General features: G+C 40.0%; 26 protein-coding genes. 17 read left to right on the top strand and 9 right to left on the bottom strand.

Features of this window, described 5'->3' with window-relative positions:
• Positions 1-262: 262 nt before the first annotated feature.
• Complete coding sequence (locus QM424_RS06435) at positions 263-1,534, bottom strand: replication-associated recombination protein A (protein ID WP_414393754.1); 1,272 nt, start codon at positions 1,532-1,534, stop codon at positions 263-265.
• 324 nt (positions 1,535-1,858) lie between these two features.
• Between QM424_RS06435 and QM424_RS06430 the strand changes: the two genes are divergently transcribed.
• The 13 genes from QM424_RS06430 to QM424_RS06370 all read left to right on the top strand — a co-directional run bounded on the left by QM424_RS06430 (position 1,859) and on the right by QM424_RS06370 (position 11,543).
• Positions 1,859-2,050, top strand: coding sequence for a hypothetical protein (locus QM424_RS06430; RefSeq protein WP_414393752.1), 192 nt, complete (start codon positions 1,859-1,861; stop codon positions 2,048-2,050).
• A gap of 164 nt (positions 2,051-2,214) precedes the next feature.
• Positions 2,215-2,400, top strand: coding sequence for a hypothetical protein (locus QM424_RS06425; RefSeq protein WP_261202111.1), 186 nt, complete (start codon positions 2,215-2,217; stop codon positions 2,398-2,400).
• 118 nt (positions 2,401-2,518) lie between these two features.
• Positions 2,519-2,698, top strand: a complete 180-nt coding sequence (locus tag QM424_RS06420; protein WP_001132279.1) for a type II toxin-antitoxin system HicA family toxin — start codon at positions 2,519-2,521, stop codon at positions 2,696-2,698.
• A 36-nt stretch (positions 2,699-2,734) separates the two neighbouring features.
• Positions 2,735-3,187, top strand: coding sequence for a type II toxin-antitoxin system HicB family antitoxin (locus tag QM424_RS06415; protein WP_077804781.1), 453 nt, complete (start codon positions 2,735-2,737; stop codon positions 3,185-3,187).
• Positions 3,188-3,478: 291 nt separating this feature from the next.
• Entirely contained in the window at positions 3,479-3,949 is a 471-nt protein-coding gene (locus QM424_RS06410; protein WP_414393750.1) for a DUF3013 family protein, read from the top strand.
• 18 nt (positions 3,950-3,967) lie between these two features.
• Entirely contained in the window at positions 3,968-5,035 is a 1,068-nt protein-coding gene (locus tag QM424_RS06405; RefSeq protein ID WP_414393748.1) for a site-2 protease family protein, read from the top strand.
• Between the two features lies 1 nt (position 5,036).
• A complete protein-coding gene (locus QM424_RS06400; RefSeq protein ID WP_414393746.1) occupies positions 5,037-5,465 on the top strand; it encodes an NUDIX hydrolase in 429 nt (142 codons plus the stop codon).
• Between the two features lie 137 nt (positions 5,466-5,602).
• Positions 5,603-6,553, top strand: a complete 951-nt coding sequence (gene prmA / locus QM424_RS06395) for a 50S ribosomal protein L11 methyltransferase (RefSeq protein ID WP_414393823.1) — start codon at positions 5,603-5,605, stop codon at positions 6,551-6,553.
• A 1-nt stretch (position 6,554) separates the two neighbouring features.
• Positions 6,555-7,298 (top strand): 16S rRNA (uracil(1498)-N(3))-methyltransferase, encoded by a 744-nt coding sequence (locus tag QM424_RS06390; RefSeq protein WP_261083332.1) that lies wholly within the window; start codon positions 6,555-6,557, stop codon positions 7,296-7,298.
• Between the two features lie 10 nt (positions 7,299-7,308).
• A complete protein-coding gene (pepF, locus tag QM424_RS06385; protein ID WP_414393743.1) occupies positions 7,309-9,105 on the top strand; it encodes an oligoendopeptidase F in 1,797 nt (598 codons plus the stop codon).
• Positions 9,106-9,133: 28 nt separating this feature from the next.
• On the top strand, positions 9,134-9,916 hold the full coding sequence (locus QM424_RS06380; protein ID WP_261054137.1) for a deoxyribonuclease: 783 nt from the start codon (positions 9,134-9,136) through the stop codon (positions 9,914-9,916).
• Positions 9,917-9,977: 61 nt separating this feature from the next.
• Entirely contained in the window at positions 9,978-10,763 is a 786-nt protein-coding gene (locus QM424_RS06375) for a DUF2785 domain-containing protein (RefSeq protein WP_414393741.1), read from the top strand.
• 111 nt (positions 10,764-10,874) lie between these two features.
• Complete coding sequence (locus QM424_RS06370; protein WP_414393739.1) at positions 10,875-11,543, top strand: MIP/aquaporin family protein; 669 nt, start codon at positions 10,875-10,877, stop codon at positions 11,541-11,543.
• Positions 11,544-11,715: 172 nt separating this feature from the next.
• Here QM424_RS06370 and queF read toward each other — a convergent pair whose 3' ends face one another.
• The 7 genes from queF to QM424_RS06335 all read right to left on the bottom strand — a co-directional run bounded on the left by queF (position 11,716) and on the right by QM424_RS06335 (position 15,263).
• Positions 11,716-12,207 carry a preQ(1) synthase gene (queF, locus tag QM424_RS06365; protein WP_000082587.1) on the bottom strand — a complete coding sequence of 164 codons (492 nt, stop codon included), beginning with the start codon at positions 12,205-12,207 and terminating at the stop codon, positions 11,716-11,718.
• Between the two features lie 18 nt (positions 12,208-12,225).
• Positions 12,226-12,942 (bottom strand): 7-carboxy-7-deazaguanine synthase QueE, encoded by a 717-nt coding sequence (gene queE, locus QM424_RS06360; protein WP_414393736.1) that lies wholly within the window; start codon positions 12,940-12,942, stop codon positions 12,226-12,228.
• Positions 12,935-13,378, bottom strand: coding sequence for a 6-carboxytetrahydropterin synthase QueD (gene queD / locus QM424_RS06355; protein ID WP_414393733.1), 444 nt, complete (start codon positions 13,376-13,378; stop codon positions 12,935-12,937). The genes queE and queD overlap by 8 nt, the downstream gene beginning before the upstream one ends.
• On the bottom strand, positions 13,378-14,031 hold the full coding sequence (gene queC / locus QM424_RS06350) for a 7-cyano-7-deazaguanine synthase QueC (protein WP_414393730.1): 654 nt from the start codon (positions 14,029-14,031) through the stop codon (positions 13,378-13,380). The genes queD and queC overlap by 1 nt, the downstream gene beginning before the upstream one ends.
• Positions 14,032-14,232: 201 nt before the next feature.
• On the bottom strand, positions 14,233-14,547 hold the full coding sequence (trxA, locus tag QM424_RS06345; RefSeq protein WP_001029581.1) for a thioredoxin: 315 nt from the start codon (positions 14,545-14,547) through the stop codon (positions 14,233-14,235).
• Positions 14,548-14,561: 14 nt separating this feature from the next.
• A complete protein-coding gene (locus QM424_RS06340) occupies positions 14,562-14,783 on the bottom strand; it encodes a DUF4649 family protein (protein WP_000570256.1) in 222 nt (73 codons plus the stop codon).
• Between the two features lie 99 nt (positions 14,784-14,882).
• Complete coding sequence (locus QM424_RS06335; RefSeq protein ID WP_414393727.1) at positions 14,883-15,263, bottom strand: MarR family winged helix-turn-helix transcriptional regulator; 381 nt, start codon at positions 15,261-15,263, stop codon at positions 14,883-14,885.
• A gap of 283 nt (positions 15,264-15,546) precedes the next feature.
• Here QM424_RS06335 and QM424_RS06330 point away from each other — a divergent pair, with 283 nt between their 5' ends.
• The 4 genes from QM424_RS06330 to QM424_RS06315 all read left to right on the top strand — a co-directional run bounded on the left by QM424_RS06330 (position 15,547) and on the right by QM424_RS06315 (position 19,732).
• On the top strand, positions 15,547-15,921 hold the full coding sequence (locus QM424_RS06330) for a CidA/LrgA family protein (RefSeq protein WP_000781322.1): 375 nt from the start codon (positions 15,547-15,549) through the stop codon (positions 15,919-15,921).
• Positions 15,918-16,613 carry an LrgB family protein gene (locus QM424_RS06325; protein WP_001288952.1) on the top strand — a complete coding sequence of 232 codons (696 nt, stop codon included), beginning with the start codon at positions 15,918-15,920 and terminating at the stop codon, positions 16,611-16,613. Before QM424_RS06330 ends, QM424_RS06325 begins: the two co-directional genes overlap by 4 nt.
• A 390-nt stretch (positions 16,614-17,003) precedes the next feature.
• Complete coding sequence (locus QM424_RS06320) at positions 17,004-18,275, top strand: radical SAM protein (RefSeq protein ID WP_414393725.1); 1,272 nt, start codon at positions 17,004-17,006, stop codon at positions 18,273-18,275.
• The gene (locus tag QM424_RS06315; protein ID WP_414393722.1) at positions 18,272-19,732 is read left to right on the top strand and encodes an ATP-binding cassette domain-containing protein; all 1,461 of its coding nucleotides are present in this window, start codon (positions 18,272-18,274) and stop codon (positions 19,730-19,732) included. Before QM424_RS06320 ends, QM424_RS06315 begins: the two co-directional genes overlap by 4 nt.
• Positions 19,733-19,932: 200 nt before the next feature.
• On the opposite strand, the gene gggC is transcribed toward QM424_RS06315, so the two are convergent.
• Positions 19,933-21,480 carry a streptosactin export ABC transporter GggC gene (gene gggC / locus QM424_RS06310; RefSeq protein ID WP_414393720.1) on the bottom strand — a complete coding sequence of 516 codons (1,548 nt, stop codon included), beginning with the start codon at positions 21,478-21,480 and terminating at the stop codon, positions 19,933-19,935.
• Between the last annotated feature and the right edge of the window lie 22 nt (positions 21,481-21,502).

The following is a 21,502-nucleotide window of genomic DNA, read 5'->3' as shown; positions in this document are numbered from 1 at the left end:
AATAAAAAGCTGTATTGGTGCCGAAACTTCACGGTTTGTATTGAACCCGCGCAATTAAGCAGGTGGGCAACTCGCTCTAACTGAAGCTGTTTCCGTGTGAGACGGCCTACATGCTGTTAGAAGACTTTTGTTTCCCTAAAAATACAAAAAATAGTCGGTCAACACTTAAGTGTGAAGTCGTACACCACAGCGTTTCTATGTTTATATAATACCACTTTTTTTAAAAAAATCAAGAGGAAAATTTAACTTTTTGAAAAGGATTTCAATTTTCACGCAAACGATCAATCGTTTCTTTTCTTTGTGCCAAGGCGCGTTCATATTTACCTGTATCTTCTGCTATAAAATAGTGATGATTGCGGATTTTTTCTGGCAGATAGTCTTGTTTAACCCAATTTCCAGGATAGTGGTGTGGATAGAGATAGTCTTGGGCATTCCCTAGTTCCTTGCTTCCACTGTAGTGCCCATCACGCAGGTGTCGCGGAATAGGCAAGTGTCCTGATGTTTTGAGGTCAGCAAGTGCCTTGTCCATAGCCACATAGGCTGAGTTGGATTTTGGAGAAAGGGCCAAATCAATGACGACGTTGGCAATGAGAATGCGAGCTTCTGGAAAACCAATCTTCTGAGCAGCATCCAGAGCAGTCACGGTGTGAATCTGGGCTTCAGGATTGGCCAAACCGATATCTTCATAGGCGATAACGGTCAAGCGACGAGCGAGACTAGGCAAATCACCAGCCTCAATCAAGCGAGCAGCATAGTGGAGACTGGCATCTACATCCGAGCCACGGATGGATTTTTGAAGAGCTGAGAGCACATCGTAGTGACCATCCCCATCCTTATCCATGGTAATATAGCTCCGTTGCAGGCTATTTTCCATGATGTCTAGAGTGATATGGCGGATGCCCTCGTCATTCTCAGGGGTAGAAAGAACGGCCAAGTCTAGTGAGTTGAAAGCAGAGCGAAGGTCTCCGTTTGTAGAGGTTGCAATGAAATCCAGCGCATCCTCATCTAGTTCTACTGGAAAATCAAAACCACGTTCAGGGTTGCTTAGAGCTATCTGAAGAGCCTCTTTGACGTCTTGGTTAGACAGAGGTTCCAACTCAAAAATTTGCACCCGGCTACGAATGGCAGGAGTAACAGAAAAGAAAGGATTTTCAGTCGTAGCGCCAATCATGATGACCAGACCACTTTCCAAGAGAGGCAAGAGAAAGTCTTGTTTGGTCTTATCTAGTCTATGAATTTCGTCAAGGAGTAGTACAAGTCCACCTGAAAATTTAGCCTCTTCGGCGATTTCTTGCAGTCGTTTTTTACTATCAACTGTCGCATTGAAGGTACGAAAGGCATACTTGGTCGTCCCTGCGATGGCAGAGGCAATACTGGTCTTGCCGATTCCCGGAGGGCCATAGAGAATCATGGAGGACAGACGGTTGGCTTCCACCATGCGGCGGATAATTTTTCCAGTCCCGACCAGATGCTCCTGACCGATGACCTGGTCGATGGTTTTAGGGCGCATGCGAAGCGCGAGATTGTCTGGCATAGCAGTCCTTTCTAACGTGGATTTGAGTAGAATGACTCATCTACTATATCTTACTATGTCCATTCTAGCCTATTAGTTGTGATATTTCAATGGTTTTGTAATATTCAGTGTGTGAGATAGAATCTTTTTGACTATTTAATTTGATGAGGAGAGGTATCAACATGAGAGAATTGATTTTCCTTAAAGCTCAAAATATGATAGTTGAGTCTAAAGAAGTGGAATTGCTGACTTGAGAAATAATATTGCTAAATGTTATTGCATGAACTATAATGAAAAGAGAGGTGATAAGTAGTGGAAATAATGGAATTACCAAGTTAGGAAGTTTTGATTTTTACAAAACAAATTCGTCATTGGATTCTTAGTGATCAAGTTATTTCAGGAAAAAGAAAATTTCTCTTCCGGGAAGATACTCCAAAAGAGATTTTGGATTTGTACGAAAACATTAAACCTAAACTTGATTTTGCTTACCAAGAAGTTCATTCTAATAATTATGAATTAGAAAAATATGAAAAATAGAATAATTGATGTTTTTAAAGTAGTAAATCGTCTCCTTGTAATAACTGTTGAAAATCCTGATTTCAAAGACTTAAGAGTTAATCATACTCAATGAAAATCAAAGAGCAAACTAGGAAACTAGCCGCAGGCTGTACTTGAGTACGGTAAGGCGACGTTGACGTGGTTTGAATTTGATTTTCGAAGAGTATCAGTTTGTAAAAATTGGAGATAAAAAATATAGGATCCGCAGTGTTCCTATGATTCATTCAACTCCGCCTCAGTCTGTCTTAAATCGAGATACTTTTACAATTGACTATACAGATGATGAATTGCTCGATAAAGAAGCAGTATTTAAAAATAAGTCTGAATAAATTGGCTTCCCTTAGAACCACATCTAGGGGCTTTTATGTATAAGAGAATAATAAGTATTACTACTTTACAATACGTGTAGCACGTGTTATAATGGTGTTGTCAGGAGGTAAAAGCGCTATGCCTATGACACAAAAAGAGATGGTCAAACTCCTTACGGCCCATGGTTGGATAAAAACCAAAGGCGGTAAAGGCTCCCATATTAAAATGGAGAAGCAAGGGGAAAGACCTATCACAATCCCTCATGGTGAGCTGAATAAGTACACTGAAAGAGGGATAAGAAAGCAAGCTGGGTTGTAAAATTCAGCCCCTGCTTTTTGATATGGAGGTAGTGAGATGTTAGTTACGTATCCAGCTTTATTTTATTATGACGATACAGATGGAGCAGAAGCGACTTATTTTGTCCATTTCCCGGATTTTGAATACTCAGCTACACAAGGAGAGGGGATTTCTGAGGCTCTGGCTATGGGTTCAGAGTGGTTAGGTATAACTGTCGCAGATTTGATAGAGAGTGATGGAGATTTGCCCCAGCCGTCAGATATCAATAGCTTGTCTTTAATTGATAATGATCCTTTTAAAGATGATGAAGATTTCGTGTCAACCTATGACCTTGATAAATCTTTTATTTCTATGGTATCTGTTGATGTGTCAGAGTACTTAGGAAGTCAGGAACCAATTAAAAAGACCTTGACCATACCAAGATGGGCAGATAAGTTGGGACGAGAAATGGGACTTAACTTTTCTCAGACTTTGACAGAAGCTATTGCAGATAAGAAAATTCAAGCCTAAGATTAAGTGTGACATCGTGGGGATAGTCAAGAAAAAAGCACGTTTAATTGTGCTGGTTACTTGTCTATTGATCCTATATATTTGCTAGCCCTTTCGAGGGCTTTTTGTGTTGAGTTTTTGGAAAAAATAAGGAAATCAACCGTTTAAGAAAATCACTAATACCAAGGGTTTAAATGAGGTAATATGGTATAATTAGGACATAAAATAATTTTGTGGTAAGATGGTAGTATCTATTTTAGCATATTTCCGAGCAATCGGGGCGATTTAAGAGTCGCATAGAAAGAGGACAAAATGGCAACATATGGATTTTTAGATGTTTTAGAGGAAGAGTTGGAGAAGAACTTTCCCTTTGACTTTGAGATTAGTTGGGACAAGCGCAACCACGCGGTTGAAGTGAGTTTTTTGTTAGAAGCGCAAAATGCTGCAGGTGTGGAGATGGTGGATGAAGATGGAGAGGTTTCATCAGATGACATTCTCTTTGAAGAAGCAGTGCTTTTTTACAATCCTGCCAAGTCAACCGTCAATGAAGAAGATTATCTGACTGTCATCCCTTATCTGCCTAAAAAAGGACTTTCTCGTGAATTTTTAGCTTATTTTGCGCTATTCCTTAAAGATACTGCCGAGATTGGACTAGATGCCCTTATGGACTTTTTGGAAGACCCAGAAGCAGAAGAATTCGTCATGGAATGGAACCAAGAAGTCTTTGAAGAAGGAAAAGTTGGCTTGGAAGAAGGAGAATTTTATCCTTATCCGAGATACTAGGAGTTGGATGGAGATTTTATGAAGAAAATTGGGACTTATTTGGTTTATGTGCTAGCTTTTGTCCTTATTATGCTAGCTTTTGCTTGTGGAACCATCGCATTTGCAGAGTTGGGGTATTCCGCAGTTTTAGTCTTTACTTTTGGTTATGCCTTCGCTCTTCTAAGTATATATTTAATCTTTATTCTTCATGAGCTGGGACATGCTTTTTGTGGCTACTTGACAGGCTATCGGCTGGTGGCTTTTGGATTAGGGAATTTTCTTCTGACCAAAAGGTCAGGCAAGTTTTCTCTTAGTCGAACAGCTGTTCTGAAAAATGTTGGTGCTCAGTACATTGGATTGAAAGAAGATGAAAGTGATCAAAGAATCATCCTGATGCTTTCAGGAGGATTGATGGTTCATCTTAGCTTGCTATTATTGGCGATATTGTTTGGATGTTTGACAAGAAGCTGGTATTTTGCTGGTACTTGGATCTTTCTGAATTTATCGTTCTTCCTAAACAACGCTTTGCCAGTCGGCATCACCGATGGAGCAAAAATTTGGGAATTGCTACAGCACCCTGAAAATACCAAATACGCCTACTTGGTATTGAGACATTCTGCTCAAACTTTGCTGGCTCCTCAAGAATATGATTTGAAAGACTTTACCATGACTGTTGATGAGGATGCGAGAGGGAGTTTCGCAGAAAGTATTGAAACTCTTCAGGGAGTGGTTTTCATATTGGATGGTCATTTAGAGGCAGCTAAAAAGCTATTTCAATCTTTACTAGAGAGAACAGAACACTCGATGTCTGAAACTCTTTGCCAACTAAACCTTCTTCAAATCGCCTTGCTAGAAGGTGATAATGAGAAAGCGGAGGAATATGCAAGTATTCGAGGAGTCAAATCCTTTTTATCTCTAAAAATAGCAGATATGCAGGTCATTCAAGCTTGGTATCAATTTAAGGTAAAGAAAGATGTAGTTCAAACTCACAAGGCTATGAAGATTGCTAGACAGAAAATGAATAGTAGCCGGATGTTACGGGATGAGAAAATCTATTATCAAAACTGGTTAGCCGAACTGGAAAAGGAATTAACTGAAGGAGTCTAATATGGAAATAGAGATTTCTGATTTCACAGGCTGTAAGATTGCTTTGTTTTGTGGGGATAAGCTTCTGACTATCTTACGCGATGATAAGGCAAGCATTCCCTGGCCTAATATATGGGAACTACCCGGTGGTGGACGAGAGGGGGATGAAAGTCCTTTTGAGTGCGCGGCGCGTGAAATTTATGAGGAACTGGGAATTCATTTAGATGAAGACTGTCTGCTTTGGAGCAAGATTTATCCTAGCGTAATCTTTAAAGATAAGCAATCGGTCTTTATGGTTGGTCAGCTAAGACAAGAACAATTTGACAATATTACCTTTGGAGATGAAGGTCAGGCTTATAAGCTGATGCCCGTTGAGGAATTTCTCAATTCTAAACAGGCAGTACCTCAGTTGCAAGAGAGATTAAAAGATTATTTAAAAGTAAGTGATTAGAAAGGATGGTTCGGTTACATTTCTAAACTGAACCCGCCCTAAACACGGTACCAAAAAGATAAACTTCTCTTAGATACAAACGTCTTCAGAGAAGTTCCTATTTTGGCTTTGTGTTTTATGGGCTTGGTATCTTAATGATGGAAACATGGCAAGAGTTAAAAGTAACGGTTAAGCGTGAGGGGGAGGAGTTGGTTTCCAACCTCTTGATTGAGCTGGGAGCTCAAGGAGTCGCAATCGAAGACAGTATGGACTATGTGGGAAATGTGGATCGTTTTGGTGAAATTTTTCCAGAGGTTGAGCAACAAGAAGAAATCGTGGTAACAGCCTACTATCCTGATACGATTGATGTGGCAGTGGTTGAAGCAGATTTGCAGGCTCGCCTGGCAGAATTGACAGACTTTATGGATTTGGGTGAGGTCAAGATGGGGACGACTGCCTTGGCTGAGGAAGACTGGGCAGATAACTGGAAGAAATACTACGAACCAGCTCGAATTACTCATGACTTGACCATCGTGCCGTCTTGGACAGACTATGATGCGACTGCGGGAGAAAAGATTATCAAGCTGGATCCTGGCATGGCCTTTGGAACTGGGACGCATCCAACTACTAAGATGAGCCTTTTTGCCTTGGAGCAGGTTCTTCGTGGTGGCGAAACGGTGCTGGATGTGGGGACTGGTTCAGGTGTCCTCTCTATCGCCAGCTCGCTTCTTGGTGCCAAGGAAATCTTTGCCTACGACCTAGATGATGTGGCAGTTCGTGTTGCTCAGGAAAATATTGAACTCAACCCTGGAATGGAAAATATCCATGTAGCGGCTGGAGATTTGCTTAAGGGAGTTGAGATTGAGGCAGATGTGATTGTAGCTAATATCTTGGCGGATATCCTCGTTCATCTGACGGATGATGCTTATCGCTTGGTCAAGGATGAAGGCTACCTCATCATGAGTGGAATTATTAAGGACAAGTGGGATATGGTGCGCCAATCGGCTGAGTCAGCTGGATTTTTCCTTGAAACTCATATGATCCAAGGGGAATGGAATGCCAGTGTCTTTAAGAAAACCAAGGATATTTCCGGTGTGATTGGAGGCTAGCATGCAACAGTATTTTGTCAAAGGCAGTGCTATCTCTCCTGTCACCATCGAGGACAAGGAAACCAGCAAGCATATGTTTCAGGTTATGCGCTTGAAAGAAGATGATGAGGTGACCTTAGTCTTTGATGATGGTATCAAGCATTTGGCGCGTGTGCTGGATGTGGAAGCTCGTCAGTTTGAATTGGTAGAAGAACTAGCTGACAATGTGGAACTGCCCGTTCAAGTGACCATTGCATCTGGATTTCCTAAGGGGGACAAGCTGGAGTTTATCGCTCAAAAAGTGACGGAACTAGGTGCCAGCCAGATTTGGGCCTTTCCTGCCGACTGGTCGGTCGCCAAGTGGGATGGCAAGAAATTGGGTAAAAAGGTCGAAAAACTAGAAAAAATTGCCCTTGGAGCAGCAGAGCAAAGTAAGCGTAATGTTGTTCCCAGTATCCAGCTTTTTGAGAAAAAAGCAGACTTTCTAGCTCAACTTGACCAGTTTGACCGCGTCGTAGTGGCTTATGAAGAGTCGGCCAAAGAAGGAGAAGCCGCTGCGCTTTTACAAGCAGTCGCTGGTCTTGAAAAAGGAGCCAAACTGCTCTTTATCTTTGGTCCAGAAGGTGGTCTGTCACCTGCAGAAATTGAGAGTTTCGAAGCTAAGGGAGCAGTCTTAGCAGGACTTGGTCCTCGTATTTTACGAGCAGAAACAGCACCACTTTACGCTTTATCAGCCCTTAGTGTTTTATTAGAATTAGAGAAATAAGAGGAAGAAAATGGAACAAATACACCGTTCAGAATTTCCAGAGAAGGAACTTTGGGATTTAACCGCCCTATACCAAGATCGTGAAGATTTCTTGCGTGCAATCGAGAAGGCTCGCGAAGACATCAATCAATTTAGCCGTGATTACAAGGGTAATCTTCATACTTTTGAGGATTTTGAAAAAGCCTTTGCGGAATTGGAACAAATCTACATTCAGATGAGCCATATTGGCAACTATGCCTTTATGCCGCAGACGACAGACTATAGCAATGACGAATTTGCCAATATTGCTCAAGCTGGGATGGAATTTGAAACAGATGCCAGTGTAGCCTTGACCTTCTTTGACGATGCTTTGGTGGAAGCTGATGAGGAAGTCTTGGACCGTTTGGGTAAATTGCCTCACTTGACGGCAGCCATTCGTCAGGCAAAAATCAAAAAAGCCCACTATCTAGGGGCTGATGTGGAAAAAGCCTTGACCAATCTTGGTGAAGTTTTCTACAGTCCACAGGATATTTACACTAAGATGCGAGCTGGGGATTTCGAAATGGCTGACTTTGAAGCTCATGGTAAGACCTACAAAAACAGCTTTGTTACCTATGAAAATTTCTACCAAAACCATGAGGATGCTGAGGTTCGTGAGAAATCCTTCCGTTCCTTCTCAGAAGGTCTTCGTAAGCACCAAAATACGGCTGCAGCAGCCTATCTAGCCCAAGTCAAGTCTGAAAAACTACTAGCAGATATGAAGGGTTACGTCTCTGTTTTTGACTATCTTCTAGCTGAACAGGAAGTAGACCGCGCCATGTTTGACCGCCAGATTGACCTCATCATGAAGGATTTTGCACCCGTTGCTCAGAGATATCTCAAACACGTTGCCAAGGTGAATGGTCTTGAAAAGATGACCTTTGCAGACTGGAAATTGGACTTGGACAGCGCCCTTAATCCTCAAGTGACTATTGACGACGCCTATGATTTGGTCATGAAGTCCGTAGAACCTTTGGGGCAAGAATATTGTCAGGAAGTTGCTCGCTATCAAGAAGAGCGCTGGGTGGACTTTGCTGCCAATAGTAGCAAGGATTCTGGTGGCTATGCAGCGGACCCATATCGCGTGCATCCATATGTCCTTATGAGCTGGACAGGTCGTTTGAGTGATGTCTATACCTTGATTCATGAAATCGGGCATTCTGGTCAATTCATCTTTTCAGATAATCACCAAAGCTACTTTAATGCCCACATGTCGACCTACTATGTTGAAGCACCGTCAACCTTCAATGAATTGCTTCTCAGTGATTACTTGGAGCACCAATCTGACGACCCACGACAAAAACGCTTCGCTCTGGCTCACCGTTTGACAGATACCTACTTCCATAATTTCATTACTCACCTCTTGGAAGCAGCCTTCCAGCGTAAGGTGTATACATTGGTTGAAGAAGGGGAGACCTTTGGAGCAAGCAAGCTCAACAGCATTATGAAGGAAGTTTTGACGGATTTCTGGGGAGATGCCATTGAGATTGACGACGATGCAGCTTTGACTTGGATGCGCCAAGCTCACTACTACATGGGCTTGTATAGTTACACTTACTCAGCAGGACTAGTCATCTCGACTGCAGGTTACCTTCATCTGAAACATTCTGAAACTGGAGCTGAAGACTGGCTCAATCTTCTTAAATCAGGTGGTAGCAAGACACCGCTTGAGTCAGCTATGATTATCGGTGCTGATATTTCAACAGACAAACCACTTCGTGATACTATTCAGTTCTTATCAGACACAGTTGACCAGATTATCGCCTACAGTGCCCAGTTGGGAGAGTAAAGATTGGACAGAGTTTTAGGAGAATAATATGAATAGAATCAAAGAATGGCTAGAGCAAGATCCCAAAAGAATGCATTTTATCAAAATTGGTCTAGTTTTGTTGGGAATCATTTTATTGATTGCTCTACCTACTCTCTATCTTGTATTGAGTGGAGTCGGTATTTGGTATTTTGTAAAGAAAGCACCAGATATTCGAAAAAGAAATTTAATGATAGGGCTTTTCATTGTTAGTTTTGTTGCAGTTGCTCTCCAAACCCCAACTGTTACAAAGAAAACTTCATCTTCTCAATCAGAAACTAAGCAGACTGTGACATCTACTGCTTCGACATCTTCAACGACGGATACTTCATCTAGCATAGAGGAGGCGAAACGAATCGAAGACGAGAAAAAAGCTAAAGAAAAAGCAGAAGAAGAGAGAATTGCCAAAGAAAAAGCTGCAAATGAGTTGCAAGAAAAAGGTGAAGACTTAGTCAAACAATTGGAAGAAAGTCAAGATGCGAGTCAAGTGCAGTCTGCCAAAGAAACAGTTAATCAAATTGAAAATAACGATAAAAAGGCAGAATTGCTCGATAGGATAGGTACAGTTGAGTCATTAATTTCTCAAAAAGAAGAGGAGAAAAGAATTGCTCATGAAGCTGAGACTAAAGCCCAACAGCAAGATAGAATTGTCTATGTTGCAAACCATGGAAAATCAAAAGTTTATTGGTATAGTAAGGATAGAATGCCTTCAAAAACTATTAAATCTAATGTTGTCGAGATGACAGAGGCCGATGCAATTGCTGCAGGAAAAACTCTATCTAAAAAAGAATAAGATAGAAAGTTATCTTGGGCTGGCCTTTTGAACAGTTGCTAGAAATGTAGAGGTACTGACCATGTATCAAGAGTTACTTAGAAAAATAGCAGAAGAAAAACCCAGTTATCATGAGGAGGAAATCCAGTGGTTGCTGGACCATTTGGGAGATCCTTCTCCAGAAATTCGCGATGATCTTGTTTTTACAAGCTTTGCTAGAGGGATTCAGGAAGAGCTATTTACACAGGAACAATTTCAGTTCATTGCTGAGGTGGTCTCAGCTGATGGAGGACTAGATAAAGAGATTGATAAGGTAGGTCTGTCAACACTTGAACGTTCTTTTAGGGCGCTTATTTATGCCAACCTCTTGTCTGCAGATGCTAACCAGCAATCGATTTTCTATCAGGGATTAAAAGCAGAAATTCGTAATGTCCTTTTAAATCAAGGCTTGCACTATCTTTCAAAAGAAAAGGATACAACGGGTTTTTCAAGTCAGTACGGTTGGGTTCATGCTTTTGCACATGGAGCCGATTTACTGACAGAGGTGGTTTGTCATCCAGACTTTCCTAAAAACAGAGTTCATGAAGTATTTGATATACTTGGCCAACTATTTAAAAGAATTTCGATTCGCTTTACAGATGATGAGGATTGGCGTTTAGCAAGAGTGATCTATGAACCTATTTTACAAGGGAAGTTGGAGCAAGAGAAAGTAGCTTCTTGGATAAAAACTGTTGACTTTCCGATAGAAGAAAGGGAAGATTTTTATAAATTTTCCAACTTTAGATCCTGTCTGTTGGAAATCTATGTCCAACTTGACCAGAGAAATAGTTTACAAGATGACTTGAAAGAAGCTATTCAATCTTTTTAATACTAGAGATTAGTGAGTCAGATTTTCGAAAAACTTTCCAATCACTTTTCTTGAAAACCTTTCCTTCTTTTGATAGACTAGTTTTTAGTTTTTGAAAAAAGGAGAAAGAAAATGAAAAAATTTGTTGCTGAGTTAATCGGTACTTTCATGCTTGTGTTTATCGGGACAGGAGCTGTTGTTTTTGGAAATGGTCTTGATGGCCTTGGACACCTTGGAATTGCCCTTGCCTTTGGTCTGGCAATCGTAGTTGCAGCTTACTCAATCGGAACTGTTTCAGGTGCTCACTTGAACCCAGCTGTTTCGATTGCTATGTTTGTAAACAAACGTTTGTCATCAAAAGATCTTGTCAACTACATCCTTGGACAAGTAGTTGGAGCTTTCTTAGCATCTGCTTCTGTCTTCTTCCTCTTGGCTAACTCAGGGATGTCAACTGCTAGCCTTGGTGAAAATGCCTTGGCAAACGGTATCACTGTCTTTGGTGGATTCTTGTTTGAAGTCATCGCAACCTTCTTGTTTGTTTTGGTTATCATGACTGTGACATCAGCAAGCAAGGGCAATGGCGCTATTGCTGGTTTGGTAATCGGTTTGTCCTTGATGGCGATGATTCTTGTGGGATTGAACATTACTGGACTTTCAGTAAACCCAGCTCGTAGCTTGGCACCAGCTGTTTTGGTAGGTGGCGCAGCTCTTCAACAAGTTTGGATTTTCATCCTTGCGCCAATCGTTGGTGGGGTTCTTGCAGCTCTTGTTGCGAAAAACTTTCTTGGAACAGAAGAATAATTGAAACTTAAAAAGCCTTGCTCCTCATTTTGAGGAACAGGGCTTTTTCGTATGATACTCTTCGAAAATCTCTTCAAACCACGTCAGCTTCCATTTACAACCTCAAAGCAGTGCTTTGAGCAACTTGCGGCTAATTTCCTAGTTTGCTCTTTGATTTTCATTGAGTATGAGTTTAACGGTTGTCAATTTTCTCTGGATAAAGGTCGTGTTGGAAGAGGCGTTGTTCTGCCAAGCCTTCATACTTAGTTCCTGGCTTACCGTAATTGTAGTAAGGGTCGATTGAAATGCCACCGCGCGGTGTGAATTTTCCCCAGACTTCTAAATAGCGAGGGTCTAGCAAGTTGACCAAGTCTTTCCCGATGGTGTTGATACAGTTTTCGTGAAAATCCCCATGATTTCGGTAGCTAAAGAGGTAGAGTTTGAGGGATTTTGACTCGACACAGAGCTTGTCAGGAATGTAGGAAATATAAATCGTCGCAAAGTCTGGTTGAGCAGTGATTGGACACAGTGAGGTAAATTCAGGACAGTTAAATTTGATAAAATAGTCATTTTCCACATGACGATTGTCAAAGGATTCCAGGACTTCTGGTTGATATTCGAAAATGTAGTTGGTTTCTTTGTTGCCGAGGAGGCTTAGGTTTTTCATTTCTTCTTGTTGTGACATGATTTTTTCTTTCTAATCTTAAACACCACGTTGGTTATCGTAGAGGAGGGTATGGAGTTGAGGAAGGACGCGGACATTGCCCCAGCTATCGTCAGTAGCGATGCGTTCCCAGAGTTCTTTGAGACGGTCCAGTTGATCTTGGATAATATTGCCTGTGGCCTTGGGCTCAGGATTTCCAGCCGATAAGAAGAGGACATCTGGTTGGTAGCGTTCTTGAATTCCTTTGGCAAAAGCCAAATCTGCATCATCAAAGACAGGGATTTTAAAGGTAACCTTGTCTGGATCCAGTTGGGAAACGATAAAGTCCAAGGTCTCAAAGTTGACTTCCATCTTGGATGAAGGAGGTTTGGGACTCAGGGTGACTTGGTCGATGTCTTTTAACCAATTTTGCCAGCGGGAACCTTGGGTCTCAACAGCCAGAGTGACACCACGTTCCTTGAGTTTGGTTACTAGCTCAGCCATGTTGGCTGCTAGGATAGCAGGATTTCCACCAGATAGGGTGACATAGTCGTAGCTCCCCAATTTATCCAACTCAGCAATGACCTCGTCAGCTGTCATGCGAGTTGGTTTTTCAGAACCATCCCAAGTAAAAGCAGAGTCGCACCAGTCGCAGTGGTAGTCGCAACCGGCAGTGCGGACAAACATGGTTTTCTGCCCAATAGCACGACCTTCACCTTGAAAGGTAGGGCCAAAAATTTCCAGAACTGGTAGTTTGAGGACACGTTCCCTAGTCATCTAACCACTCCCGTCTAAACTCTGCAAAGGAAGTCGGAGTTTCATAGAGGCGAACGTATTCCAAACGAAGACCACGCTTATCAGGTAACTCTTGACTAATGGTTTGGAAAATCCAGTAAACCATATTTTCAGCAGTTGTGTTCATATAAGGCAGAGTTTCATTGAGATAGCGATGATCCAAGTGGGGCTCTAAGTAGTTCTTGTAAATAGCTTTGATGTCTCCGAAATCGTAGGTCATGCCACGCTCATCTAAAAATCCACTAACAGCAATCTGTAGATGATAGGTGTGTCCGTGCAGGGACTTACATTTTCCCTCATAGTGAAAGAGGTGGTGGGCAGCATCAAAGGTAAACTCTTTTGATACCAAGGTTCTGTGAGGATTGTAGACGAGAGACTCCCCAGTTTCCTGTTTGATTTCTTTGGGTGCAAAAAACATTAGCTCCCTCCTTTCTGTGAGAGATAAACATCTAAACCATGTTGACGTAGATGGCAGGCTGGACAATCTCCACAGCCACTGCCGATAATTCCATTGTAGCAGGTTAAGGTCTTCTCACGAACGTAGTCAAAGGCACCGAGTTGGTCGGCTAATTCCCAAGTTTCAGCCTTGTCTAGCCACATGAGAGGTGTTTGGATAACAAAGTCGTAATCCATAGCAAGGTTGAGGGTAACATTAAGAGATTTGACAAAGACATCCCGGCAGTCAGGGTAGCCTGAGAAGTCTGTTTCGCAGACACCTGTCACGATATCTTTAATACCTCGTTGCTTAGCAAGAACTGCCGCAAAGGATAGAAAGAGGTGGTTGCGACCGTCAACAAAGGTATTGGGAACCTCCCCCTCTTTTTGCTCAATTTCCAGATCAGAGGTCAGCGCATTTTCAGTGATTTGTCCCAGCAGAGACATATCTAGGATATGATGACGAATCCCCTGTTCCTCAGCGATTTCTCTAGCGACTTGAATTTCGAGATGATGGCGTTGGCCGTAGGCAAAGGTAACGGCTTCGACCGTTTCATAGTGTTCTTTAGCCCAAAAGAGGCAGGTTGTAGAATCTTGACCGCCACTAAAGACGACCAAGGCTGATTGACGTTTCATAGTACTCCTTCCAAAATGGGAAATGTTTAGAGCACGCAAAAAGCTCCCATGAGGGAGCTAAAAAATACCAAATCGAGGTTTTTTTTAGCGATGGCATGTCCCAAACATCGTAATATTCTACTTATAGTCTAGCATATTTTTTGAAAAATGGCAAAGGGCAAGAAAAAAGAGACCAAAGCAAGTACTTGGTCTCTAATGTGATTAGCTCAATTCAGCAACGATGGCCTTGATTTGTTCTGCTGTGTGAACACCAGCAACTTGTTTGACAACTTGGCCGTCTTTTTTGAAGAGAAGAGTTGGGATAGACATGATTCCAAAAGCACGAGCTGTGTTTGGATTTTCATCAACGTCCATTTTAACGATTTTCAAGACATCTTCTGAAAGTTCTTCAGACAATTTATCCAAGATTGGACCTTGCATACGACATGGGCCACACCAAGTTGCCCAGAAGTCTACTAAGACCAAACCGTCTTTTGTTTCTTGTTCGAATGTTGCATCTGTAATTGCTTTTGCCATTGTATTTCTCCTTTTTAGTTATATTGACTTAAATCTTGTTTCATGAGATAGAAGAAGACATCTCCATAAGTCCCATGGTAGTCCAAATCATGACCGTTGTAGGTTAATTTTTGGACAGGGTAGTAGTCTGCGACGCCGATAAGACAAGCTTGTTGCGAACGATCAAAGTCTTCATAAGATTCGAAAGTTACAGTTCTTTCATTCTTGCTGGCATCTAGATAGGTAATTTCAATCATGTTTAAAACTCCTTTGTTTAATGATGATTTTATTTTACTCCTTGTAAAAGAGAATGTCAAGAAAAATGATTGCGCACGCAACTTTTTTCTAAAATCATCTTAAATCAAGAAATCCAAACCAGTTTCCAAGCTTTCTTCGACAGCCTTTTGTAGAGAGGCCAGTGTCTTTTGCCCATCACTTGTCAGGCAGATAAAACTAGAGCGTCTATCTTGATCACAACACCTGCGACTAAGCAGACCGCAATTTTTGGCTTCCAAGCGAGCCACCATCCGAGAAACAGCGCTCGGGCTCAGATGAAGTTTATCTGGCAGGTCAATCTGGCGTAAAGATTTTTCTTGAGCCAAGTCCAGATAGTAGAGCAGGTAAAACTCTTTCAAGGTCAGACTTTGGTCACTCTGCTGGGCAACAGTCTCTTCCAAGAGACTTTCAATTTCTTTCTGACGCCGATTGAAGTCAAACCATTTTTCCAAATAGGTCATAGTATCTCCTTTCTTTTTAGAGTTATAGCATAGAAGAATGTCCATTCGCGGACAGTCTCTGTATCACAAGATGATTGCGCATGCAATAATTATACTACTTTTCAAAAGAGCTGGCAAGAAGGACGCAGGCATCTCTTATCCTAAATCATGCCTGTTTTCACAAGTCAAGAATTGTTTGTATCCCCTTTCTTCTCTAATTTTTAATGACTCTTGTGCATTTCCTTGAAATTTTCTGAAAAAAGAGTAAACTGGTATGCAAGAAGTCTATTTCGTGGAGTATAGGATGAAATTATATGTTCAATTAATGATTCTCTTTGTGATTTCTCTAATCGGAGAGGGGATCTCTAGTTTCTTTCATTTGCCCATCCCAGGCAGTATTATCGGTTTGATTATTCTCTTTCTCGCCCTACAATTTAAGTGGCTGAGAACCAGGCATGTCAACATGGTTGGGAATTTCTTGCTGGCCAATATGACCATTCTCTTTTTGCCACCAGCAGTGGGAATTATGGAGAAGTTTGATGTGATTGCTCCCTATCTTTTGCCAATTGTTTTGATTATCTTTTTTGCGGCTGTCATCAATATTATCCTCATTGCCTTGGTTGTTCAGTTTATCAAGAGACGATTTGAGGGAGATTATGAGAAAGGAGATGCCAAATGAGTGAATTTGTTTCCAATCCCCTATTTGGGCTTGCCCTGTCTATCCTAGCTTATCTAGTAGGAATGCTGATTTACAGACGCTTTCCTCATCCATTGACAACGCCCTTGCTTTTGTCAGCTGTATTCATTATCATTTTTCTAAAAGTGACGGGTATTTCTTACCAAGATTACTACCAGGGTGGGGTTTATCTGAACAACTTGATTGTCCCATCGACTGTTGCTCTAGGGATTCCGCTTTATAAGAGTTTTCATCTGATGAAGCACCATGCTCGGAGTATTCTCTTTGGTAGTTTGCTAGCAGTAGTTGTCAATACCTCTTTCACAGCCCTTGTAGCTAAGATTTTTGGAATGGACTTTTTCCTAGCCATTTCACTCTTTCCTAAGTCAGTGACAACCGCCATGGCAGTAGGAATTACAGAAAAATTGCAAGGTCTGACGACCGTGACCTTGGTGGTTGTAGTGGCAACTGGGATTTTAACCAGTGTCATCGGCCCAACCCTTTTGAAGTGGTTGAAAATTGACGATCCAGTAGCTGTTGGGCTTTCCCTTGGAGGCACAGGCCATGCAGTCGGAACGGGAACAGCCTTTCGATACGGCTCTGTAGCAGGAGCCATGGGTGGCTTGGCTATCGGTGTTACCGGTATTCTCTATGTCTTTGTCAGCCCTATTGTGGCCAGTTTGATATTGAGTTAAAAAAATTAACGGCAAAATTTCGAAATTTTAAAAATTTTTCAAAAAAATACTTGACAATCTACATGAGAAGATATACAATGAAGCCAGAGAAAACGGATACAAAATAATTTTTACTTAACAGTATATGAGATTTTTCTTTTCTATAAAAGAATTATACGTATAATTCTTTTATAGAAAAGGAGGGAGAGCGATGCTTAATTTGACTGATGTTATCAAAGTTGTTAAAAAAGGTCACCTAGCCTCAGTACAGCAGCATCCAGATAAATGCCCAGGGCGTTATCGTTAGATTGCCTTGAGTTGCTTATGTAAAAGCGATAATTTATCACTTTACTATTATAATGATGAGGCTGAGGGGGATACCCTCAGCCTTTTTAAAGCTGGAGATAAGTTATGGAAACAATTTATTCTTTTTCTACAGATGATGTAGTTTATTTAAAAAATTTATATACAGGATCTATTTGTGAGATTGATGAGGAACTATTCAAGAAGTTATCTTTAAAAGAATTTCCTTACTTGATAAGTGAGATTGATAAACAAGTGCCCTTTGTTCACTCTAAACGAATAGTAGAGGGAGATGAATTATCACTATATATAGTTACAACTATGTCGTGTAACTTGACTTGCTCTTATTGTTTTGAGAATGATAAGGATAGGAAACCGTTCTTAAGTAGTAAGTATGACGGTAAAAAGATTGTGAATTTTATATTAGATGAACTCAATTTTAAGAAGTATAAATCTCTGGATATCTGTTTTACAGGTGGTGAACCATTATATAACTTTCAGTTTATACGAAATTTATGTGAAACTTTAGATGAGAAACTAGCTATTCCTATTTCGTATACTTTGATTACAAATGGAACGATATTCACAAATAAAATAATGTCTTTTCTTGACTGTCATAATTTCGCTATTCAAGTTTCTTTTGATGGTGATGAGCACTATCATAACCTAGAAAGATGCAATCGATTAGGGAAAGGAACTTATCATAGAATCATAAATAACTTGTCAGTTATGTTGGAAAAGTATAAAAATTTATCCATTCAAGCTAGAGTTAACATATCTAAAAGAAATTATATATCTATCCAGAAATTATTTTTAGATTTAAAAAAGTATACAGAATTTGAAAATTTTAATCTTTATTTTGATTTTGTAGCTGTACCTAACGATTCAATTCTATATATTGATAGTGAAACTAAAAAGAAGACTTGTCTAGATTTATTGCTGTTTTTATCAAAGGAAAATATACCGTATTATCATGATTTAAAAATAGGAGGCTACTGTATGTTCAAAAATCAAGATTCTCTTACAATTCATGCCAACGGTAACTTATATAAATGTTATTCATTAGTAGGGAATGAAAACTATCAGTTGGGAAGTATTGGTCAAGTTACTAATGAATTAACAGGTCTGGGAAGCATGTGCCCTTATAAAGATTGTGCTTATTATGAATTTTGTTATGGAGGTTGCCCATTTAATACATTTGTAAATAATGGGAAGATGGAACGCGATTGTCAGTTTGACTATTTAGAGTGGTTTCACAAAATTGTATTTTTAGATGAATTAGGATTATTGACAAAGGAGGATGTTGAAGGGACTATCCAACATATATCTGTTCATAAAATATATGTTGATAAAAATTTAACTATGGAGGCATGCAGATGAAAAGATTGTTATCCTATAACAATAAAGTGCTATTTCTAAAAAGCTTTATTTTGAATACCCTTGTTACTATACTAACTGTAGCTATTCCTTATATTAGTAAGTTATTTATTGACCATATTCTATCTCAGAAAGTTCATGCTATGATTGTTTACGGGGTGCTTTATGTAGGAATTTCTCTGTTTATTCAAGTTTTATATTATTTTTGTGATGTGCTTCAAGGAGAATCAGAATCGTATGTTTGGCAGAATATTTGCCAAAAAACTGCTGAAAATATCCAGCTCTATGATATGGTAGAGACAGAATTGTCTGAAGCTACCATTACACAAGAATTAGGGCAGACCTATGAGCTGTTGAAACGATTTTTTAACGAATATCCTGTTGCTCTTCTCCTGTACTTGATACGAGCACTTGTGATTATAGGGATTTTATGGAGTATTTCTCCTACTATTGCTGTGATGATAGGTATTTTGATACCTGTATTTATCTTTATTTCGCAGAAATATAGTGGACGACTATCTAAGCTTGGTTCCGATACAGTGAATTGTATGAAGGATATACGCGATTATCTAGTGGATAGCTATAAACTCATGCCTAGTATGCGATTTTCAGCTCATTCTAGCTTGATTGATTTCTCTCCCTTGGTGAAAAAATATATTTCATGTAAAAATAAGGAGGTGAGAATGACTTCTTTATTTGAAAATTTTCTTTCTTATGCATTTTTGAATTTTATGATTATGATGACGACGATTATATCAGGTTATCAGACTTATAAAGGTTGGATTACGATTGGTGATCTAATGGCTATCCAACTATATATTTCACAATTTTGGACACCTATTGAATACTTCCTTGATGTTTATAAGGAGTACTCGGGAAGTAAGAAAATTATCGAAAATTTTATCAATTTTTTGGAACCTGTTCAGATTTCGTATGAGTCTATTCCAATTTTAGAGATAGTCTTAGAAAAGTATGTTAGCTTGGGGAGAGATGGTGAAGAACTGCATGAGCCACTAACAACTCGTTTAGAAAAAGGACATATTTATCGTATTGTTGGAGAAAATGGTGCTGGTAAGACGCGGCTGATTTTAGCGATAGTAGGTTACAGCATGAATTATCATGGTGAGATTTACTTACCTAATTATAGAAAGAATTCGAATTTTTCATACTGCCCTGCAGAACCTATTGCGAGTCGATTTTATAAAAATGAATTGAGTCAAGGTGCATCCATGGGACAACTAAAATTGTTGCAGTTGCAAGAAGCAGTAGCGGTGGAGAAAGATGTTTATATTTTTGATGAGCCAAGTAATTTTTTAGATTCACAAAACAAGAAAAAAGTCGTACAAATCCTGTCCGACTTGTTAGCAAAACAAAAGTTAGTGATTTTGATTAGTCATGATGATGATTTAGTCGATTTTCCAACAGAAGTTATCACTCTTCAATCATGTGACAGTGAGTAAGGAAAAGTATAACTTTATTGAGTTTAAGAAATAGATTAGTAAAAATAGACTGGGTAAAAAGTCTTTAAAATCAGAAAAATGCATAATATCAGGTGTGCAAAAACTTGATATTATGCGTTTTATTTTGGTAATATTAATTCATTTTCTCCTGAAATTGAGTTTTTGCCTAGCCTCCTTTTCAAATCGTATGTTATAGACTATTACTTTTCTTTGCTTAAGTGGATGACTTGGTCATAGTGTTTTAAGTCTTCTTCCGTGTAGTGGTGAATGACTTCAATGACTGTCTGAGGTAGGGAGAAGAGCAAGTCGCTAATTTTTCTGCTATTTTCCAAGTCAAGATTGGCCTTAATCTCATCTGCTAAGATGAGTTGGCTATCATGGTAGAGGGCGCGAGCGATTTCTAGGCGTTGTTTCTCGCCACCAGATAGACTGTCGTTGCTGAGCGTTCGATTTTTCAAATGATATAATCCCGTTTTTTTGAGGATGTAAGTTAAACGTTCCTCCTTTTTATCCAGTCCTAGAAGGATATTGTCGTCCAGAGAGAGCGTGTCAAAGTAATGGCTATCTTGGAGGATATAGGAACTAAAGCTTGTGATTTCTTTACGTGACAGGTTCTGACCAGCAAAGCTAATCTGACCACTTGTCGGTGTCTCTTCTCCATGAATGATATTGAGCAGGGTTGTTTTACCAGAGCCGCTTTCCCCGATAATGGCGATTTTTTCTCCTTGCTTGATGTGTATGGAAATCGGAGATAAGAGGATATTCCCATCTTTTTCTAGGGAGATGCTGTTAAGCTGGATAGGGAAAATGTTTTCTATGCTTCTAGGCGAGATGGAGTCAGACTGATCCAAAAGTTTTTGGTATTTGTTGAGAAGAGTTCGATTCGCTTTTCGGGTGTTGGTAAAGTAAGCCAACTCTTGGAATTGATAGCCGATATTATGGGAAACTAGATAGATGGCCACAAAACTCGCCGCATCTAAATAATTATAGTAGGTCATAAAGCCACCGATGACGATTGGTGTGACAGAACAAAAGGCATCGATGCTATTGATCAAGAGACTGTTTAAAGTTCGTTGCTTTTCATAGTTAATTTCGGTATCTAGACTGGTTTGTAATTGCTTTTGATAGCGAGCAAAAAAGTAGTCTTGCCCCTGATAATGGCGAATTTGTTGGCTACCGCCAATAAAATTTGTCAAGCTTGCTAAGTAGCTCTGGTTAACAGTGGACCGCTTTTCAGAAAGTGAGTCCAAACGCGTTGATCCGATCGCACTGCAGAGGACAGGAAAGGAGTAGAAGAGGATGAAAATCAAGCCCAGGTAAAAATTGGTCCATAGGGCATAGAGAATGGACACAGTGGTAAAGCCAAGAGAAGAAATGATGATGACCGTTGGTTCAATATAGTTTTCTTCTAGTTGCTTGACGTCGTTTTCTAGGTCAGACAAAATATCCTTTTCATCAATCTCATAACTGTTTAAAAATCGCTTGAAAATAGCACTCTTGATTCCATATTTGAAGTCAGTAATCAAACGAGCGTAGTAATAGCGTTTTCCAGCCAAGCCTAGTAAGAGGATAAGATTACCAAGGATTCCTAGAATCAATACTTTCCAAAGAAGTCCTAGTTCTTGATTGGTAAAACTGGCAACAATATTTTGAACAAGGGCTGGCGTGATAATCGCTTCCAGCCAGGTAACGGCAATAGAAAAGAAGTAAAGTACAAGGTGGTTCTTAGTAACAAATCTTCTCAGCATAAAGAGTTGACCTCCCTATCGA

Source organism: Streptococcus mitis (genome assembly GCF_047464945.1).
Taxonomy (GTDB): domain Bacteria; phylum Bacillota; class Bacilli; order Lactobacillales; family Streptococcaceae; genus Streptococcus; species Streptococcus mitis_EA.
The sequence above is the reverse complement of the archived record's forward strand: the minus strand, read 5'-3'. Positions and strand labels throughout refer to the sequence as shown.

What these genes read in the sequence shown, in the direction of transcription:
- pepF (WP_414393743.1), top strand. Translation starts at nt 7,309, where the DNA reads ATGGAACAAATACACCGTTCAGAATTTCCAGAGAAGGAACTTTGGGAT.
- QM424_RS06340 (WP_000570256.1), bottom strand. Translation starts at nt 14,783, where the DNA reads ATGATTGAAATTACCTATCTAGATGCCAGCAAGAATGAAAGAACTGTA.
- prmA (WP_414393823.1), top strand. Translation starts at nt 5,603, where the DNA reads ATGGAAACATGGCAAGAGTTAAAAGTAACGGTTAAGCGTGAGGGGGAG.
- queC (WP_414393730.1), bottom strand. Translation starts at nt 14,031, where the DNA reads ATGAAACGTCAATCAGCCTTGGTCGTCTTTAGTGGCGGTCAAGATTCT.
- gggC (WP_414393720.1), bottom strand. Translation starts at nt 21,480, where the DNA reads ATGCTGAGAAGATTTGTTACTAAGAACCACCTTGTACTTTACTTCTTT.
- QM424_RS06415 (WP_077804781.1), top strand. Translation starts at nt 2,735, where the DNA reads ATGTTAGTTACGTATCCAGCTTTATTTTATTATGACGATACAGATGGA.
- QM424_RS06315 (WP_414393722.1), top strand. Translation starts at nt 18,272, where the DNA reads ATGAAAAGATTGTTATCCTATAACAATAAAGTGCTATTTCTAAAAAGC.
- QM424_RS06410 (WP_414393750.1), top strand. Translation starts at nt 3,479, where the DNA reads ATGGCAACATATGGATTTTTAGATGTTTTAGAGGAAGAGTTGGAGAAG.
- QM424_RS06420 (WP_001132279.1), top strand. Translation starts at nt 2,519, where the DNA reads ATGCCTATGACACAAAAAGAGATGGTCAAACTCCTTACGGCCCATGGT.
- queF (WP_000082587.1), bottom strand. Translation starts at nt 12,207, where the DNA reads ATGTCACAACAAGAAGAAATGAAAAACCTAAGCCTCCTCGGCAACAAA.
- QM424_RS06400 (WP_414393746.1), top strand. Translation starts at nt 5,037, where the DNA reads ATGGAAATAGAGATTTCTGATTTCACAGGCTGTAAGATTGCTTTGTTT.
- trxA (WP_001029581.1), bottom strand. Translation starts at nt 14,547, where the DNA reads ATGGCAAAAGCAATTACAGATGCAACATTCGAACAAGAAACAAAAGAC.
- QM424_RS06370 (WP_414393739.1), top strand. Translation starts at nt 10,875, where the DNA reads ATGAAAAAATTTGTTGCTGAGTTAATCGGTACTTTCATGCTTGTGTTT.
- QM424_RS06335 (WP_414393727.1), bottom strand. Translation starts at nt 15,263, where the DNA reads ATGACCTATTTGGAAAAATGGTTTGACTTCAATCGGCGTCAGAAAGAA.
- queE (WP_414393736.1), bottom strand. Translation starts at nt 12,942, where the DNA reads ATGACTAGGGAACGTGTCCTCAAACTACCAGTTCTGGAAATTTTTGGC.
- queD (WP_414393733.1), bottom strand. Translation starts at nt 13,378, where the DNA reads ATGTTTTTTGCACCCAAAGAAATCAAACAGGAAACTGGGGAGTCTCTC.
- QM424_RS06390 (WP_261083332.1), top strand. Translation starts at nt 6,555, where the DNA reads ATGCAACAGTATTTTGTCAAAGGCAGTGCTATCTCTCCTGTCACCATC.
- QM424_RS06375 (WP_414393741.1), top strand. Translation starts at nt 9,978, where the DNA reads ATGTATCAAGAGTTACTTAGAAAAATAGCAGAAGAAAAACCCAGTTAT.
- QM424_RS06330 (WP_000781322.1), top strand. Translation starts at nt 15,547, where the DNA reads ATGAAATTATATGTTCAATTAATGATTCTCTTTGTGATTTCTCTAATC.
- QM424_RS06405 (WP_414393748.1), top strand. Translation starts at nt 3,968, where the DNA reads ATGAAGAAAATTGGGACTTATTTGGTTTATGTGCTAGCTTTTGTCCTT.
- QM424_RS06435 (WP_414393754.1), bottom strand. Translation starts at nt 1,534, where the DNA reads ATGCCAGACAATCTCGCGCTTCGCATGCGCCCTAAAACCATCGACCAG.
- QM424_RS06380 (WP_261054137.1), top strand. Translation starts at nt 9,134, where the DNA reads ATGAATAGAATCAAAGAATGGCTAGAGCAAGATCCCAAAAGAATGCAT.
- QM424_RS06320 (WP_414393725.1), top strand. Translation starts at nt 17,004, where the DNA reads ATGGAAACAATTTATTCTTTTTCTACAGATGATGTAGTTTATTTAAAA.
- QM424_RS06325 (WP_001288952.1), top strand. Translation starts at nt 15,918, where the DNA reads ATGAGTGAATTTGTTTCCAATCCCCTATTTGGGCTTGCCCTGTCTATC.